The 16,434-nt window shown below is 65.0% G+C and carries 16 protein-coding genes; 3 read left to right on the top strand and 13 right to left on the bottom strand.

Annotation, left to right across the window (positions count from 1 at the left end; translation table 11 throughout):
- Positions 1-281 precede the first annotated feature (281 nt).
- The 8 genes from BLU88_RS01665 to BLU88_RS01700 form a co-directional block, all read right to left on the bottom strand.
- The gene (locus BLU88_RS01665; RefSeq protein ID WP_092009443.1) at positions 282-980 is read right to left on the bottom strand and encodes a helix-turn-helix domain-containing protein; all 699 of its coding nucleotides are present in this window, start codon (positions 978-980) and stop codon (positions 282-284) included.
- A gap of 9 nt (positions 981-989) precedes the next feature.
- A complete protein-coding gene (locus BLU88_RS01670; protein ID WP_092009445.1) occupies positions 990-2,504 on the bottom strand; it encodes a tripartite tricarboxylate transporter permease in 1,515 nt (504 codons plus the stop codon).
- A gap of 12 nt (positions 2,505-2,516) precedes the next feature.
- Positions 2,517-3,119 (bottom strand): tripartite tricarboxylate transporter TctB family protein, encoded by a 603-nt coding sequence (locus tag BLU88_RS01675; RefSeq protein ID WP_092009447.1) that lies wholly within the window; start codon positions 3,117-3,119, stop codon positions 2,517-2,519.
- Positions 3,116-4,180 (bottom strand): Bug family tripartite tricarboxylate transporter substrate binding protein, encoded by a 1,065-nt coding sequence (locus BLU88_RS01680; protein ID WP_092009449.1) that lies wholly within the window; start codon positions 4,178-4,180, stop codon positions 3,116-3,118. The genes BLU88_RS01675 and BLU88_RS01680 overlap by 4 nt, the downstream gene beginning before the upstream one ends.
- Positions 4,181-4,337: 157 nt before the next feature.
- The gene (locus BLU88_RS01685; RefSeq protein WP_092009451.1) at positions 4,338-5,579 is read right to left on the bottom strand and encodes a CaiB/BaiF CoA transferase family protein; all 1,242 of its coding nucleotides are present in this window, start codon (positions 5,577-5,579) and stop codon (positions 4,338-4,340) included.
- A 1-nt stretch (position 5,580) separates the two neighbouring features.
- Entirely contained in the window at positions 5,581-6,528 is a 948-nt protein-coding gene (locus BLU88_RS01690) for a hydroxymethylglutaryl-CoA lyase (protein ID WP_092009453.1), read from the bottom strand.
- 156 nt (positions 6,529-6,684) lie between these two features.
- Positions 6,685-7,245: a dihydrofolate reductase family protein gene (locus BLU88_RS01695; protein ID WP_092009455.1), complete on the bottom strand. Its 561-nt coding sequence runs from the start codon at positions 7,243-7,245 to the stop codon at positions 6,685-6,687.
- Between the two features lie 48 nt (positions 7,246-7,293).
- Entirely contained in the window at positions 7,294-8,538 is a 1,245-nt protein-coding gene (locus BLU88_RS01700) for a CaiB/BaiF CoA transferase family protein (RefSeq protein ID WP_092009457.1), read from the bottom strand.
- A gap of 393 nt (positions 8,539-8,931) precedes the next feature.
- Here BLU88_RS01700 and BLU88_RS01705 point away from each other — a divergent pair, with 393 nt between their 5' ends.
- Positions 8,932-9,366, top strand: a complete 435-nt coding sequence (locus BLU88_RS01705) for a hypothetical protein (RefSeq protein WP_092009459.1) — start codon at positions 8,932-8,934, stop codon at positions 9,364-9,366.
- A gap of 91 nt (positions 9,367-9,457) precedes the next feature.
- Here BLU88_RS01705 and BLU88_RS01710 read toward each other — a convergent pair whose 3' ends face one another.
- The 3 genes from BLU88_RS01710 to BLU88_RS01720 all read right to left on the bottom strand — a co-directional run bounded on the left by BLU88_RS01710 (position 9,458) and on the right by BLU88_RS01720 (position 12,816).
- Complete coding sequence (locus BLU88_RS01710; RefSeq protein WP_092009461.1) at positions 9,458-10,309, bottom strand: fumarylacetoacetate hydrolase family protein; 852 nt, start codon at positions 10,307-10,309, stop codon at positions 9,458-9,460.
- A gap of 132 nt (positions 10,310-10,441) precedes the next feature.
- Positions 10,442-11,359, bottom strand: coding sequence for a universal stress protein (locus tag BLU88_RS01715; protein ID WP_092009463.1), 918 nt, complete (start codon positions 11,357-11,359; stop codon positions 10,442-10,444).
- Positions 11,356-12,816 (bottom strand): APC family permease, encoded by a 1,461-nt coding sequence (locus BLU88_RS01720; protein ID WP_092009465.1) that lies wholly within the window; start codon positions 12,814-12,816, stop codon positions 11,356-11,358. Before BLU88_RS01720 ends, BLU88_RS01715 begins: the two co-directional genes overlap by 4 nt.
- A gap of 323 nt (positions 12,817-13,139) precedes the next feature.
- Between BLU88_RS01720 and BLU88_RS01725 the strand changes: the two genes are divergently transcribed.
- The gene (locus BLU88_RS01725; protein ID WP_092009467.1) at positions 13,140-13,550 is read left to right on the top strand and encodes an ArsR/SmtB family transcription factor; all 411 of its coding nucleotides are present in this window, start codon (positions 13,140-13,142) and stop codon (positions 13,548-13,550) included.
- Between the two features lies 1 nt (position 13,551).
- A complete protein-coding gene (locus BLU88_RS01730) occupies positions 13,552-14,052 on the top strand; it encodes an SRPBCC family protein (protein ID WP_092009469.1) in 501 nt (166 codons plus the stop codon).
- Between the two features lie 51 nt (positions 14,053-14,103).
- Here the strand turns inward: BLU88_RS01730 and BLU88_RS01735 are convergent, their stop codons facing one another.
- Together BLU88_RS01735 and BLU88_RS01740 are read right to left on the bottom strand one after the other, a co-directional pair.
- The gene (locus BLU88_RS01735) at positions 14,104-14,814 is read right to left on the bottom strand and encodes a GntR family transcriptional regulator (protein WP_092009471.1); all 711 of its coding nucleotides are present in this window, start codon (positions 14,812-14,814) and stop codon (positions 14,104-14,106) included.
- The gene (locus BLU88_RS01740) at positions 14,807-16,429 is read right to left on the bottom strand and encodes a dipeptide ABC transporter ATP-binding protein (protein ID WP_092009473.1); all 1,623 of its coding nucleotides are present in this window, start codon (positions 16,427-16,429) and stop codon (positions 14,807-14,809) included. The genes BLU88_RS01735 and BLU88_RS01740 overlap by 8 nt, the downstream gene beginning before the upstream one ends.
- Positions 16,430-16,434 lie beyond the last annotated feature (5 nt).

A 16,434-nucleotide genomic window follows, 5' to 3' on the forward strand; every position in this document is an offset into this window, starting at 1 on the left:
GACGGCCAGGCAGGCCCTGCGGAATTTCCCGGGCGAGAAATGTAGAAATCCCGAGTCGAAACCGACATTCCTCTGCCGCTGATACCCATGCCCGCACCGGCGACGCATACTTCACCCACAGGCGTCAGCGCATCAGTGGGCACCCGCTCCGGCAGCCAGCTCCGCTCATTCCACGACTCGTTCAACCGCGTCTGGTCGGCCCGCCGGTCTCGTCGCCAGGCTCACTCCACCGCCGGCCAGTGCAGACGGCCCCGTTCCTTCCCGGGCCAATGCAGACGGCCCTACTCCCCCGCCTGCTTCCGCGCGCCCAGCGCCAGACGGGCGATGTCGCGCAGCACTTCGAGCTCCTCGCTGCCGTCGAGCAGCGCCCGCAGATCGACGGCAGCCCGGCTGAGCAGGCTGCGATAGGCACCGGCGACATTGCCCGGCTCCCGGGTCAGCGGGTAGGACACGCAGAGGGCGAACACGATCGCACCGACGGTGAAAGCCACACTCGCCGAGGCGGTCCCGGCCACCCGTGCCTGCTTCGTCGCGTAGAACTCCGCCGGATTCCCCGGCCCGCACAGCGCCAGAGCCGCAGAACCGCCATCGACGAGCGGGAGCACCGCCCCGACTCCGCGCGAGACGCGCAGCTCATGATCGGCCTCGACATTGCGCACGCACACCCGATCCTCACCGACGCGGACCCACAGCTGCACGGATTCCCCGGTCATCGCCCGCAGGTGCTCGAGCACCGAGTTCGTCGTGGCGATATTGCGCCGTCCCGGGAAGGGTCCCAACCGCAGCAGCCCCGAGGAATCACGGACGATGAACCTATGCGCCCGCAGGTCGGTCAGCAGCCGATAGGTCGTCGACTTCGAATAGCCGAGGCGGCGGCACACTTCCGCAGCCGTCATCGGCGCATCTTGGAGGACCGCGAGGATGGCAGCGCTGCGGTCGATGACGCCGATCTCCGGCAGCGCCTGTTCAGAACTCTTCATACCCACCCTTCACGACACCGTCACATCAGCGAGCAGCTTCCGCCGGGAGACCCACCACCGGAAGACGATCGGCCCCACGATGCCGAGCACCATGAGGATGATGATCGACAAAGACACCGGCCTGGTGACCAACGGCGCGAACGAACCGCCGGAGATCTGCAGCATGCGCCGGAAGTTGTCTTCGAGCAGCGGCACGAGCACGAGCGCCAGAATCGCCGGGGCCAAGGGGATGCCGCCCTTCTCCATGAGGTAGCCGATGACGCCGAAGATGCCGAGCATCATCAGCCCGAACAGGCTGAATTCGATGGCGTAGGCGCCGATGACCACGAGCACGAGGATAGACGAGAAGAGGAGCTCCTTCGGCATCTTCAGCAGCTTCACGAACACCCCGACCAGCGGCAGGTTGAGGATGATGAGCGCGATGTTGCCGATGTACATGCTGGCGATGATCGTCCAGATCAGTCCGGTCTCGTCCCGGAAGATCAGCGGTCCGGGCTGCAGGCCGTACATCGTGAACACGAAGAGCAGCAGCGCCGTCGTCGCCGAACCCGGAATGCCGAGGCTGAACAGCGGAATCATCGCACCGCCGACACCGGCGTTGTTCGCCGCTTCGGGACCGGCCACGCCTTCGATGGCGCCGTGACCGAATTCGTCCTTCCGCTTCGAGAGCCGCTTCTCCATGATGTAGGACATGAACGAGGCCAGCGAGGGTCCGACGCCAGGCAGGATGCCGATGAAGAAGCCGACCACCGAACCGCGAGCCCACGGCCCCGCCGACCGCTGCCAGTCCTGCTTCGTCATCCATTTGTCGTCGCCGAAGCTCTGGATCTCATCCTTCGCCCCACGTCCGAGCGCGAGATTGCGGATCGCCTCGGGGATGGCGAAGAGCGCCATCGCGAAGATCGTGAAGTCGATCCCGTCGGAGAGCAGGTCGACGCCGAACGTCTGCCGGGGCAGTCCGGTCTGGAAGTCGAGCCCGATGAGGCCGACGGCCAGGCCGATGAAGATCGAGATGAGCGCCTTGGCCCGCGAGCCCGCCGACATCGTCGACGCGAGCAGCAGGGCCGTGGCCATGAGCAGGAAGTATTCGGTGGCACCGAAGACGTTCGCCAGCTTGACAAGCAAGGGTGAGAGGAACGTCAGTCCGATGATCGCCAGCGTGCCGGCGAGGAACGATCCGATCGCCGCGGTCGCCAGGGCAGCCTTGCCCCGACCTCGGCGAGCCATCTCATATCCCTCGATTGCGGTCACCGCGCTGGCCACTTCACCAGGGGTTTTGATGAGCGTGGCGGTGATCGAACCGCCGTACATCGACCCGTAGTAGATTCCGCACAGCAGAATGAGGCCGTGGACCGGCTCCATGCCGAAGGAGACCGGGATGAGGATCGCTATAGCAGAGATCGGTCCGATGCCGGGCAGCACGCCGACGACGGTGCCCAGCAGCACGCCGAGGAGGGCGAAGGCGAGGCTGACCGGCTCCAGCGCCGACGCGAAGCCGCCACCCAGATCCATGAGAGTGTCCATGTCCGCCCCCCTCTAACCCAGGATCCCGACGGGCAGGTACACGGCGAGTCCGTAGACGAACGCCGCGTAGACCACGACCGAGAAGAGAACGGAGAAGATGAGGTTGCGGATCCACTTCTCACGCGCATAGATGCTGGTCAGCCCCATCAGGAAGGCCGCCGTCGAAAGGAGGAACCCGACCGGGATGAGGATCGCGAGATAGACGAAGAAGAGCGCGAACTGGAATACGACCTTGCGCACCTGCGGCTCCGGCGGGGCTTCGAGGACGATCCCGCCGACCCCTTCCTGCCCGGAGGAACGGTCGGCAGATTCAAGGGAGGATTCCCCCGCCGAGGCGGCCGCACCCTCCCCGTCCCCGACCGCGTGTGCGGGTGCGGGTGCGGATCCGGAAGACCCGGGCCCCGCCTCGGCGAGGCTGTCCTTCCGGTGCCGGACGACAGCCTGCCCGGCGAGGAAGAGGCCGAGCACGATGAGTCCGATCCCGACGATGGCGGGGAAGGTGCGTGGAGTGACGATGTTCGCGGTCTCCTGAATGGAGAACGTCGCGATGTAGTACACCGCGCCGATGACGGCGATGGCGCCGCCGGTGATGAGGTCGGTGCGGTGAGCGGTCATTTGCTGTTGCCCAGATCGGTCTCCTTGACGCCTTCGGCAACCGTCTTGGCCGCGTCGTCGACGTAGGCCTGAGCGTCCTCGCCGGTGTGGAACTCGGTGGCCCACTGGTTGTTCTTCAGCGTCTCCTTCCAGGCGTCGGACTTGCTCACGTCTTCGAGCGATTTGGCCCAGAAGTCCACGGCTTCCTGCGGCATCTCGGCAGGTCCGTAGACTCCGCGCCAGTTGCCCAGGGTCACGTCGTAGCCGGAGTCCTTCGCGGTGGGCACCTTATCGAAGGGTGCCGCCAGCGGTTCCTGGGCGAAGGTGACGAGCGGTTCGATGTCACCGGCTTCGATGACGGAACGGAACTCGCTCATGCCGGCGATGGCGACCTTCGCGTCCCCGTTGAGCATGGCGGTCGTCTGCTCTCCACCGCCGTCGTAGTTGACGAAGTTGATGTCGGCCGGGTCGACGCCGGCTTCCTTCGCGAACAGGGCGAAGGGCAGGGTGTCGTCTCCAGCCGCCGCGACGGTGACCTTCTGTGGGTCGTCCTTGAGCGCCTTGACCAGGGCGTCGAGATCCTTGAAGTCCCCGTCTTTCGGGGTCACGACCATGAAGTCCTCGACGTAGAGTGTGGCGATGAGGGTGGCGTCCTCGGGGCCGTATTCGCAGAGATCGCGAGCCTTCATCGTCTGGCTGGCCAGGGAGGTGATGGCGATCTGGTCGTCCTTGCCCTTCTCCTGCCGCATCATCGACGTCAGCCAGGAGCAGCCGGTGCCGCCGGGCTTGTTCTGCACGGGCAGCGGCGTGGAGACGATGTCTTCCTTCTGCAGCGCCTCGACGAGGGCGCGTGCCGTGGTGTCCCAGCCGGATCCCGGTTCGGCCGGAGCCGTGACCGACACCGGTCCCTTCGGATAGTCCCCGCCCTCGCCCGGGGGCTGTGCCTTGTTTCCGCAGGCGGTGGCGACGAGGGCGACCGAAGCGAGCACGGCTGCGATCGTCGTCGCTCGCTTGCGAGTGCTCGTCGTCCTGTTCCTCGCCGAGGCGGCCGTCCGTGTGCGTGTGATCGTCGTTGATCGCATGAGCTGTCTCCTTGTGTGTTCGGTTCTCGATATATGGCGGTGTGCTTGGTGATCTGGTTCTGGTGGTGCCGGGTGCCTGTGGCCCGGCGCCTGCCGGTTCGGTGCCGGGCGGTAAGGAACTCCTCCGCCCGGAGCCGGTGTGCCGCTGAGCGAGTCGTCAGTCCCAGCGGTCCTCGTCGGGCTGTGGTCCCTCGACCGGCGGGCCCGTCGGCACTGCCGGGCCGTCGCGGTAATGGCTGTTGTGGCGACCCGGTTCCGGCACATCGCTGCGCAGTCCGAGCCGGGACCCGTCGAAGGTCAGCGGCAGCAGCGGCACATCGACGCTTGCACCGCTCGGCAGTCCGGTGTGGGCGAGCGCTCCGGAGGCGACGAGGTGCGGATCGGTGGTGAGGTCTGCCGGCGTGTTGACCGGAGCGACGGGCAGTCCCCGGCGGGTGCACTTCTCCTCGATCTCGGCCAGGCTCAGCTGGGACAGGGCCCCTTGGAGCTCTGAGTGGATACGGTCGCGCCGGTCGACTCGCCCCTGGTTTGTCAGCATGTCCGGATCGGCGGCCAGCCCCGTCAGCCCGAATTCGTCGCAGAGGTCGCGCCACTGCCCGTCGGAGACGGCGGCGACGAAGACCTGGTTGTCATCGGCATCGCGGAAGATGTCGTAGACGGCCCAGGTGGCTTGCCTGGTCGGCATCGGGCGGGGTGGTTCGCCGCTGATCTGGGACTGCGCCATATGCGTGCCGACGAGGAACGCGTTGTTCTCGAACAGTGCGGAGTTGATGAGTTTTCCGCGGCCGGTGGTCTCGCGCACCCGCAGTGCGGACTGGATGCCGATGACGCCGAACATTCCGCCCATGATGTCGTTGACGCTGGCGCCGGCGCGCAGCGGCTGACCGGGCGGACCGGTCATATACGCCAGTCCGCCGAGCATCTGCACGACCTCATCGAGGGCGGCCCGGTTCCCGTAGGGGCCGGAGAGGAATCCCTTGAGGGAGCAGTAGATGAGGCCGGGATTGCGGGCGGACAGCTCCTCGTATCCGAATCCGATCGATTCCATCTTCCCGACGCGGAAGTTCTCCAGCAGGACATCGGCGGAGTCGATGAGGTGGAGGACGCGGTCACGGTCGGCCGTCTCGGCGATATCGAGTTGGACGCTGTGCTTATTGCGATTGAACGCAGGGAACAGCCCGGATCCCGACCCGGGCAGATAGCGGGTCTTGTCGCCGGCACCGCGCGGTTCGACCTTGATCACCTCGGCACCCAGGTCGGCGAGGATCATCCCGCAGCTCGGGCCCATGACCATGTGCGAGAACTCGATGACCCGGATGCCTTCGAGCGGGAGAGGTTCCGCGGACGGTCGGGGCGGAGTCGGGTCCGCGGGCGCGGTGCGGGCGGTTTCGGTGGTCATATCAGTCCCTCGCCGAGGCGGTCGCGAACCGATCGTCGAAGACCGCGGGGGTGGCGGGGATGTCGGACAGGCTCGATGTCAGGTCGTGTCCGACCGCGGCGATGAGGGGGTCGCGCACCTCGGTGAGGGCCTCGACATCGACGCCGGTGGCCACGCCTTCGCGGTGGAGGAGGTGAACGAGGTCGTCGGTGCCGATATTGCCGGCAGCTCCCGGGGCGAATGGGCAGCCGCCGAGCCCGCCCATGGCTGCGTCGAAGTTCGCGATCCCCAGGTCGAGGGCGGCGATGACGTTGGCCATGCCGAAGTTGTAGGTGTCGTGGAGGTGGAGGTTGACCGGTTTGTCCGGGAAGGCCTCGAGAACCGCCGAGGTGTTGCGGCGGACCAGGGACGGGTTTGCGTTGCCGATGGTGTCGGCCACCCCGATTCCATGAGCTCCGGCGTCGACGAAGGGACGGAGGACCTCGACGAGGCGGCCCGCCTCGGTGATCCCGTCGAAGGGGCAGATGAAGCTCACGGCGGTCGTGATGTCGAAGCGCAGCCCGTGGTCGCGTGCGAAGACGGCGGCATCCATGAGGCGGTCGGACGCCTCGGCGATGGAGGTGTCGGAGTTTGCCTGCGAGTGCCCTTCGGAGGCCGAGAGCACGAGTTTGATGTTCTTGGCGCCGGAGTCGACGGCGCGCTGGGCGCCCTTGAGGTTGAAGACGAGGGTGTAGAACTCGACCCCGTCGGCTTCGTGTGGGGCGAGGAGGCGCACCAGCTCGTCGGTGTCGGCCATCTGCGGGACCTTCTTCGGGTTGACGAAGGAGCCGACCTCGATGTGTTTGAGCCCCGAGCCTATGAGCTTCTCGGCCAGGGTGACCTTGACATCGGTGGGCACGATGGCCTTTTCGATCTGCAGACCGTCGCGCAATGTGGTGTCGAGGATGTCAACGGTTGTGGGCCGGACCATGGGACTCCTTCATGTATGCTCCCGCTGAGCGGGAAACGATTCGTCGCCGCGCGACCATGCGCGACTCCACTCTCGTTATATAACGCGCTCAGTCCAGGGAACAGGCTTTGTTCGGCATATGAGAGGTCCGGGGGAATTGCCTGTGCTCAGTCCCGTCTATCGGGAAGAGCGATTCTTCGGCCGGTAGGTCTGGATGGCGTGACCTGCCTCGAGTTCACTGCGGTCGACCAGTTCGAGGTCGACGACGTCGCTCAGTCCGGCGAAGAGGTAGGGGCCGTGGCCGGCGATGCAGGGGTGGACGACGAACTCGAACTCGTCGATGAGACCGAGTTCGGCGAGCGCCAGCGGCAGCGTCACTCCCCCTGTCGCGAGCCCGGTCACGGACTGCTCCTTGAGTTCGCGGACAGCGGTGGCGAGGTCGCCGCGGATGAGTTCGGAGTTCCAGTCGACGCTGTCCAAGGTGTTCGAGACGACAAATTTGCGGGCCGGGTCGATGGCCGCGACGAACGGGTCGAGTTCCGACTCCGGCGTCGTGTCACCCTCGGGTCTGCGCCAGGCGTCTTCCATCATCTGGTAGGTGATGCGGCCGAAGATCAGCCCGTCGGCTCGTGCGAGATTGTCCGCATGGTGACGGTGGAAGTCGTCGCTGATGATTCCGACGCGATGGTCGCAGCAGCCGTCGACGGTGACGTTGATCGAGTACCTCAGCTCGCCCATGGCTTAAGAATAGACCTGGGCGGTCCCCACCGGAAGAGGCTGCGGCGCTCAGTCCTCCTGGCCGCTCAGCCCCAGCCACGACAGCACTTCGTCGGTGTGCTCTCCCAGATCGGGTCCGAGGTGGTCGATGGGAATCGATTCGCCGCCGATGACCGGCGTGATTCCCGGGAAGGCGACGTCCTCGAGGACTTCTTCGCCGGTGGAGACGTCGAGGTTCTGGATCATCCCGCGGGCGGCGAGCTGCTCATCGGCGACGAGGTCCTCGGCCGTGTAGATGGGACCGGCCGGAACTCCGACGTCTTCCAGGGCCTCGACGACGTCCTCCACCGAACGCTGCGCGCACCATGCGCCGATCGCCTCGTCGAGTTCGTCCCGCCGCTGCCAACGACCGGCGTTCGACTGCAGTTCGGCGTCCTCGGCGAGGTCGGGACGGTCGATCGCCGTCATCAGCCGCGGGAAGATTCCGTCCCCGTTGCCGGCGATGACCACGGATTTCCCGCCGTCACAGAGGTAGCCGTTCGAGGGCGCGATGCCTTCCATCCGTCCGCCGGTGCGGGTACGGATCTCCCCGAACGCGGAGTAGTCGGGGACGAGGGATTCCATCACGGAGAACATCGCCTCGTTGAGCGCGACGTCGACGGTCCGCTCCGACAGCGGGCCCTTGCCCTCGAAGCTGTGGGCGGATCCGACGACCGCCTCGGCGGCTCCGGCGATCTTCTGCCGCTGTCGGTCGAAGAGCATCATCACGGCGCCGAACGCCGCCTGCATGCCGGCGATCGAATCGCCGATCGAGATGCCCACGCGCACGGGCGGGCGGTCGGGATCGCCGACGAGTTCGCGAAAGCCCGAGTATCCCTCGGCCACGGCGGCGAAGCCGGGCCGGGACGACATCGGACCGGTCTGGCCGAACGCTGAGATGCGCACGAACACGAGGTCCGGATTGGCCTCTTCGAGCGCATCGGGTCCGAGCCCCCATTTCTCGAGAGTGCCGGGGCGGAAGTTCTCGAGCAGGATGTCGCTGCGGCGGACGAGCTCGAGCACAGCTTCGCGCCCCTCGTCGCTGCGCAGGTCGAGGACGACGGACTTCTTATTGCGGTTGATCGTGCGGTAGAGCATTGAGGTGTCGCCGGCCTTGAGCCGCCAATTGCGCAGCTCATCGCCGGTGCCGGGGCGCTCGACCTTGATCACCTCGGCGCCGAAGTCCGCGAGCATCCGCCCGGCGGTGGGTGCGGCGATGTAGTTTCCGAGTTCGAGGACTCGCACACCGGAAAGGGGAAGTCGGTGCGTGCTCATGACGATGCTCCTAGTTGTGCGTGGTTCGGTTCTCCCATGGTGCCAGGTGTCGCCGTCTGCGGCAGGGATTTCCGCGCCAGGGCCCTGCCCACCATCGGTGAGCCGGTGACGCGACGGCTGCCGTCTGGCTCGACGCAGTGGGGTCGACTCAGCGTGGAGCTTCGACTGCCGGGCAGAGACGAAGCGATGAGCTTACCGTTCGTGAGAGGCCCTGTGTACTGCCCCAGCTGTGGAGAATCGTGTGAAGATAGTTCGCAATTTGAACAGCACCTGAGACTTGAGCGAATTCTGAGCAATATTCCTTGCCACCTGTTGTCAGGCGGTCGTCGAGTGGCCAAGACTGACAAGCAAGTCGCAGACAGCGGCGGATCGTCACCGAACAAGGAGTTGAACATGGGATCGAATGATTTCGCAGGCAACAACGACAACGGTCAGAACGACTTCGGCAATCAGCAGCAGGGCGGTCCCGAGGGCCAGCAAGGTGGCTTCGGCGACCAGGGCGGCCAGCAGGGTCAGCAGGGCGGCGGACAGCAGTCCGACGGCGGCTTCGGCGGTGGCGACGACCGCGACCAGGGCGGCTTCGGCGGCCAGCAGGAACAGGGTGGCTTCGGTGGCCAGCAGGAACAGGGTGGCTTCGGTGGCGGCGACCGCGGCCAGCAGGAGCAGGGCCAGCAGTCCGGCAGCTTCGGCGGCGACAGCGAACAGGGCGGTCAGCCCGGCGGCCAGGGCGGCTTCGGAGGCCAGGACCAGCAGGCCCAGGGCGGCCAGAATGAAGGCGGCTTCGGCGGCGGAGAGCAGAGCCAGGGCGGTTTCGACGAGAACCGCTGATCTCAGCGGCCAACTGATCCGGCGTCGGATCTGAGACGCCGATCCACACGCACGAGCGGCGCACCATTCATCGGTGCGCCGCTTCGTGCGTTCACTCCGTGACTGTCACGACCTGCCGATGCCGGCCGAGGCCCTCGAGCTCGATCTCGACGACATCACCGTCGGTCAGATAGGGGAACTTGCCCGACAACGCTACGCCCTGAGGCGTACCGGTGAGGATGACGTCTCCCGGCTCGAAGGCCATCGCCTGGCTGAGCTGGAAGATGATCTCACCGACGGAGAAGATGAGGTCACTCGTCGACGAATCCTGTCGAGCTTCTCTGTTGACCCAACTGCGCAGTCGCAGGTCACGGGGATCCACCTCGGCGGCGGGGCGGATCCATGGGCCGAGCGGGGTGAACCCGGGCAGATTCTTCCCTTTCGACCACTGGCCACCGGACTCGTCGATCTGCAGGCGACGCTCGGACAGATCGTTGCCGAGCACGTACCCGGCCACGTTGTTGAGTCCCTCCTCCGCCGAGGCTACCCGGAACGTCCGTGATCCGATGACGACTCCGAGCTCGACCTCCCAATCGGCCTTCGTCGCATACGGCGGCAGTTCGATCGGGTCATTGGGACCGGCGATGGTCGAGGGCATCTTGAAGAAGACGACTGGCCGCTCGGGAGGCTCGGCCCCGGCCTCGCGGGCGTGCGCGGCATAGTTCATACCTACGCACACAATGGACGAAGGCCTGGTCAGCGGCGCACCGATGCGCATCTCATCGGCACCGTCGAGCGGCTTGAGCTCCCCGGCGGCAAGCGCATTTCGGACGCGTTCGACGCCATCGGCGGCAAAGAAGCTCGGGGCGATGTCATCGGTCAGCGGGCGGAGGTCGAAGCAGACTCCATCGTGACGGACTGCCGGAATCTCGTGTCCGATCGGTCCCAATCGCAGCAGTTCCATGCGGTTCCTCTCTACTAGCTCCAGGCCACGTCGTTGTGACCTGTCGCCAGGCTAGCGAGACCGACGGCGCCAATTTGGAACTGTTCAAGTATTGGACAGCCGAAGCGTCACCTCCTCAGGCGAGCCCTGCCGTCACACCTCCTGCTGGCGGATGTAATCGGCCTTCGCACGGCGGGGCACGACGACAACCGGCACCGGAGAGTTCTGTAGGATCCTCATCGCATGGCTGCCCAAGGACACACGTTTGAGCGCACCCAACCCGGAGGACCCGAGCATCATCACTTCCGGGTGCTCCCACTCGACCGCACCGAGGGCAGCGGCCCAATCGGCTCCCGTTCCCACGACGACGTCCGTCTCACCAGGCTTGATGTGCAGCTGCTTGATCGAGCACAGGATTCTGTCCGTGTCGCGCCGGACAACCTTCGTCCACTCGTCGACGACGCTCGACTCCATGTCGAAGGGGACGTTCGCAGACGCGACCACTCGCGAACGCGGGGCGAATGACGCGATGCGGAACGGCACATCCGACTCCGCCGAAACCATAGCAGCACCAAGGATGAGATCCGCCGAGGTGGACGAACCCGAATACGCAGCCGTGATCCGTTTCAGGCGCGCCCCTTCGGGCGCTTCGAACCCGGCCGGGGCCAGAGCCACCGGCAGCCGTGCGCTGTGCAGCAGGCCGTTCGACACCGACCCGAGTGCGATCCTGCCGGGCTTCCCTTCCGACGACGGTCCGACGACAAGGCGATAGGCATCGGTCTTCTCACACACCTCGAGCAGACCGCGCCGTGACGACCGCGCGGAGTGGAGGACGCATTCGGACTCGATATCGCTGGGAATGAGCGCACGCGCTTCGTCGAGGGCCGCCTCGGCGACGGTGCGGAGCTTCTTCTCGTATTGACTCTCGAAGTGCACCGGGGCCAGTGGGAACGCAGCGGAGTCGACGGCCGTTGCGACGATTCGGCGCCGATAGGTGCGGGCGAGGACGATACCCAGCTCGACGGCGGCTCGATTGTCCTGACCTGGGGCAAGACCGACGACGATGCTCATTTGGCTCCTCCTGTGGAGTCCGTTCCGGCAGATTCGGGATTGGTGTGCCCCGCCTCGGCGAGTTGCCGGCCGAGGACGGAGGACTTGCGGCCGAAGATGAAGTACAAGCCCAGGATGAAAGCGGCCCAGATGACGAAGACTACGATCGTGATGATCTGCAGGCTCGAGATGATCCAGAAGCAGCCGATGATCGAGAGCACCGGGAGGACGGGATAGAACGGAACCTTGAAGCCGCGTTCGAGGTTCGGTTCGCGCACGCGCAGGATGATCACGGCCAGGGAGACGACGACGAAGGCCACAAGGGTGCCGATCGAGGTCATCTCCGCAAGGAAGTTCAGCGGGATGAACCCGGCGAGGACCGCGATGACCGCGGAGACGACGATAGTGCCCTTGACCGGGGTGAGCGTGCGGGGATTGACCTCGCGGAAGAGCTTGGGCATCATTCCGTCGCCGGCCATCGTGAACAGGATCCGGGACTGGCCGTAGATGGAGACCAGGGTGACCGAGAAGATCGAGATCACCGCGCCGGCGGCCACGACCGTGCCGGGCCACTGTGAGCCGACGATGTTCTCGAGGATGGCAGACAGGCCGGCGGTCTGCCCTTCGAACTTCTCCCACGGCTGGGCCGACAGTGCGGCGACGGCGACGAGGACGTAGACGGAGGTGACGATGATGAGGGCGGCGATGAGGGCTCGGGGCATCGTCTTCTTCGGGTTCTTCGTCTCATCGCCGGCCGTGGCGACGGCGTCCATGCCGACGTAGCTGAAGAAGATCAGACCCGATCCGGCGACGACTCCGGAGATGCCGAAGGGTGCGAAGTCGGAGAAGTTGTCGGTGTTCCAGCCGGTGACGCCGACGCAGATGAAGAAGATGAGCACGCCGACCTTGAGGCAGACCATGATCGCGTTGACGACGATGGATTCGCCGGTGCCGCGCACCAGCAGGAAGCAGCACATCGCCAGCAGCAGGATGGCCGGCAGGTTGACGATTCCGCCTTCTTCCGGTGCATAGGCCAGGGCGTGCGGGATCTCGAATCCGAAGAGGTTGAACAGCAGCTGGTTGACGTACTGCGACCAGCCGACCGCGACGGCCGCACCGGCGACACCGTATTCGAGGAGGAGACAGGCGGCCACTCCCATCGCCGGCAGTTCACCGAGAGTCGCGTACGCGTAGGAGTAGGAGGAACCGGACACGGGGACGGAGCCGGCGAGTTCGGCGTAGCAGATGACCGCCAGTCCCGCGACGGCACCGGCGATGACGAATGACCAGATCACGGCGGGACCTGCCACCGGAACGGATTCGGAGAGGATGAAGAAGATGCCGGTGCCGATCGTCGAACCGACGCCGACCATCGTCAGCGAGAAGAGACCGATCGTGCGCTTGAGCTCGGTCTCGACATCTTCCTTCTGCCGCGGAACTGGTTTGATCCTGAACAGCTGCTGTCGCAGTGTGGGCATGTTCTTCTCCAGACATCCTCGTCTTACTGAACTGTCGACGAAGCCCGAACTCGCATCCGTTCGACGCGCTTCCTGGTCCGCCGCTACTGAGACCATACGACAGACAGCTCCGCAATCATCGTTAGGCACTGGAATTCTTCGGTGCGAAATCCGTCGAATCTCGCCGAGGCGGCCCGGCACTTGCACTCATCCCCGCAGGTGAAAGCGGTGAAGTGAGACAACCGGATCCTTATTCAACAAATAGGTTGAATAAGGATCCCGATCGCGGTATCGTGTTGTCAACCAATTGGTTGAATATGTGATTCGAAACGCAGGAGGCTGCAGTGACCGATCAGCTGTCCAAGGTCTTCGCCGCCCTGGCGGACCCGACCCGTCGGGATATGGTTGCCCGCCTCAGCGTCGCGGACTCAACGGTGAACGAACTCGCCGAGCCCTACGACGTCAGCCTGCAGGCCGTATCGAAACATCTCAAGGTGCTCGAGGACTCCGGACTGGTCTCCCGCACCCGTGATGCCCAGCGCAGACCAGTCCACCTCGAAGACAATGTGTTCGATCTGATGACGAAATGGATCGAGAGATACAGACAGCAGGCAGAGGAACGCTACCAACGCCTCGACGTAGTCCTCGAAGCGATGAACGCCGACGAGGACGCGAACGATTCGGACTTGGGCGCCGCCTCGGCGACGGGATCCGAAAACACATCAACCGACAGAAGATCACGCAAAGGAGCATGACATGACCAACACAACAGACACCACCGCCGATTATTCGACCCTCAGGCTCGACGTCCCCGAGGGCGTGCAGACCGTGTCGATCACCCGCGATTTCACCGCCGCACCGGACAAGGTGTTCCGTGCCCATATCGACCCCGAACTGTTCGTCAAGTGGTGCGGTCCGGAATCGATCACGAACACGATCCGCGAATGGAATGCGACGACAGGCGGGAACTGGAGCTATGTCGCGACCGACGATCGCGGCGAGTACGCCTTCTTCGGTTCGTTCCACGAGGTGAGGGAGAACGAGCGCATCGTCCAGACGTTCACCTTCGAGGGATTCCCGGACGCGGTCAACCTCGATATCCTCACGCTCACCGATCTCGGTGACGGGCGGACCAGACTGGCCTCGACCTCGGTCTTCGATTCGCTCGAGTCCCGCGACGGCATGGTCGCCTCGGGCATGGAGCACGGAATCGTCGAGGGCTACAACAAGCTCGACCGCCTGTTGAACCACCCCTAATTGCTACCTGACGGCGGCCCAGCAACCTTGCGCCAGGTTGCTGGGCCGCCGTCAGGTAGTTCTGGGACGGTCGGTGTCGGACATCATGGCGAAGTAGGAGTCTCGGCTGCGGCGGACATGCCGGGCCATCACTTCGGCTGCCTTCGCCTCCTGGCCGGCATCGATGGCCGCGATGATCTCGCGGTGCTCGGGCCAGGCCTGGGGTCCGCGACGAGTGACGTTGAGCGAATACAGCCACTCGATCTTCCCAGAGATCTGCCTCAGCAAGCTGATGAATGACAGGCTGCGGCTGAGTTCGGCAACGGCGAAGTGGAACCGCATGTTGAGCACCGCGAGGTCTTCGAAGCGTTCCTGGTCGATGACGACGTCCCCGGCATCGAGAATGTCGCTGATGTCCTTGCGCAGCTCCCGCCACTTGAGGTCAGGTGTGTCGCTGGCGTTGAGCTCAGCCGCACGTTTGGCCGCACGCTTCGCGGTCGCCGACTCGAGCACGATGCGGATCTCAAAGAGGTCCTCGGCATCCTCGACGGGTGAGGGTGCGACGATCGAGCCGCTGTACTTCCGCGACTCGACGAGCCCTTCGGCCTCGAGGGATCGCAAAGCCTCACGGATCGGAATCCTGGAGACGTCGTACTGCTGAGCCAGAGCGACTTCCCGCAGCTTCGCCCCGGGAGCGTGGACACCGGCGATGATGTCGGCACGGATCCGCGCGCCGACGTCCCCGCTGCTCGAAGTGTCTGAAGGCTGGGAAAAGTCAGACATTGAGGAGACCGGAACCTGGCACAGCCGCCAAGAGCTTCTGGGTGTAGTCGGCTGTCGGGTGGCCGATGACGTCCCTGGTTGCGCCGGTCTCGACGATCTCTCCACTCTTCATCACTACAACATCGTCGGCCAAGTTCGCCACGACTGCAAGATCGTGGGTGATGAACAGGCAGCTCACGCCCAGATCTGACTGCAGGTTCCGCAGCAGGTCGAGGATCTGTTCCTGGACGAGAACATCGAGAGCTGAGACGGCTTCGTCGCAGATGAGGAGCTCGGGTTCACTGATGAGCGCACGAGCGATCGCGATCCTCTGTCGCTGTCCACCGGATAAATCAGCAGGGCGGCGATCGCTCATCGACCTGGGAATCGCCACGTGGTCGAGCACCTCGGCGACCTTCTTCGTCCGTTCCGCGCGGGTGCCGATTCTGAAGACGTCGAGCGGTTCACGGACGATCCTTTCGATGCTCCACATCGGATTGAGCGACGAGAAAGGGTCCTGGAAGACGGGCTGGCTGAAGCGCCTCAGGATGCTGCGTTCCGACCTCGAGGTCGCGTCGACGTCGCGTCCACCTGCGAGGACTGTGCCGCTGGTCGCCTTCTCCAACCCGAGGACGATCTTCGCGATCGTCGACTTGCCCGAACCCGATTCACCGATGATTGCGGTCGTCCTCCCCCGCTCGGCGGTGAGGCTGACTCCCTTGAGGGCGTGCACCTCATGGACCCGCCCCCGCAGTCGGTACACCTTGTGAAGATCTTCGATCTCGAGCACATTCGCCGAGACGGTCGCAGCGTCGAACTCGCCCGCGTGGTCGGACTCTTGACCTCGATTGCGGTCGACGACGATGCTCGGCGCAGCCTTGACCAGTGCCTGTGTGTATTCGTCCTGGGGATCTCCGAGCACGAGCTCGGGCTCACCGCGTTCGACGACGCGTCCATCATTCATCACGAGGACGGTGTCGGTTCGCTCCCCCGCCACCCCGAGGTCGTGGGTGACGAACAGCAGAGACGTGCCGCGTTCGGTCACGAGGTCTTGGAGATGGTCGAGGATCTGCTTCTGGACCGTGACGTCCAGGGCAGACGTCGGCTCGTCGGCGATGATGAGGTCGGGATCGCCGGAGAGAGCGATGGCGATGAGCACGCGTTGCCGCATCCCGCCGGAGAACTCGTGCGGATAGGACCGCCGCCGCGTCTCTGCCTCGGGGATGCCGGCCTCGGTCATCAGCTGCACCACGGTTCGGTTCACTTCACGGCTATCCGACATTCCATAGGTGCGCAGTGCGTCGGCGATCTGATCGCCCACACGCATGCTCGGATTGAGGCTGGCCATCGGATCTTGCGGCACCAGCGCGATCGACCTGCCGCGCAGGGTCTGCAGGCGAGCACGATCGGCATCGACGAGTTCTTCTCCGCGATAGCGCACCGATCCCGCGCTGACTCTGCCGGAACCCGGCAGCAGACCGAGGATCGCGCCGATGGTCGTCGACTTCCCCGAGCCGGACTGTCCGACGAGGGCCAGCCTCTCCCCCGGGGCAAGCGTGAAGTTCACATCGTGGAGGACAGGAGCCCCGTAGGAGACTTCGAGGCCGGAGACCTCGAGCACGAATTCCTCGCTCATCGTTC

Source organism: Brevibacterium siliguriense, assembly GCF_900105315.1.
Taxonomy (GTDB): domain Bacteria; phylum Actinomycetota; class Actinomycetes; order Actinomycetales; family Brevibacteriaceae; genus Brevibacterium; species Brevibacterium siliguriense.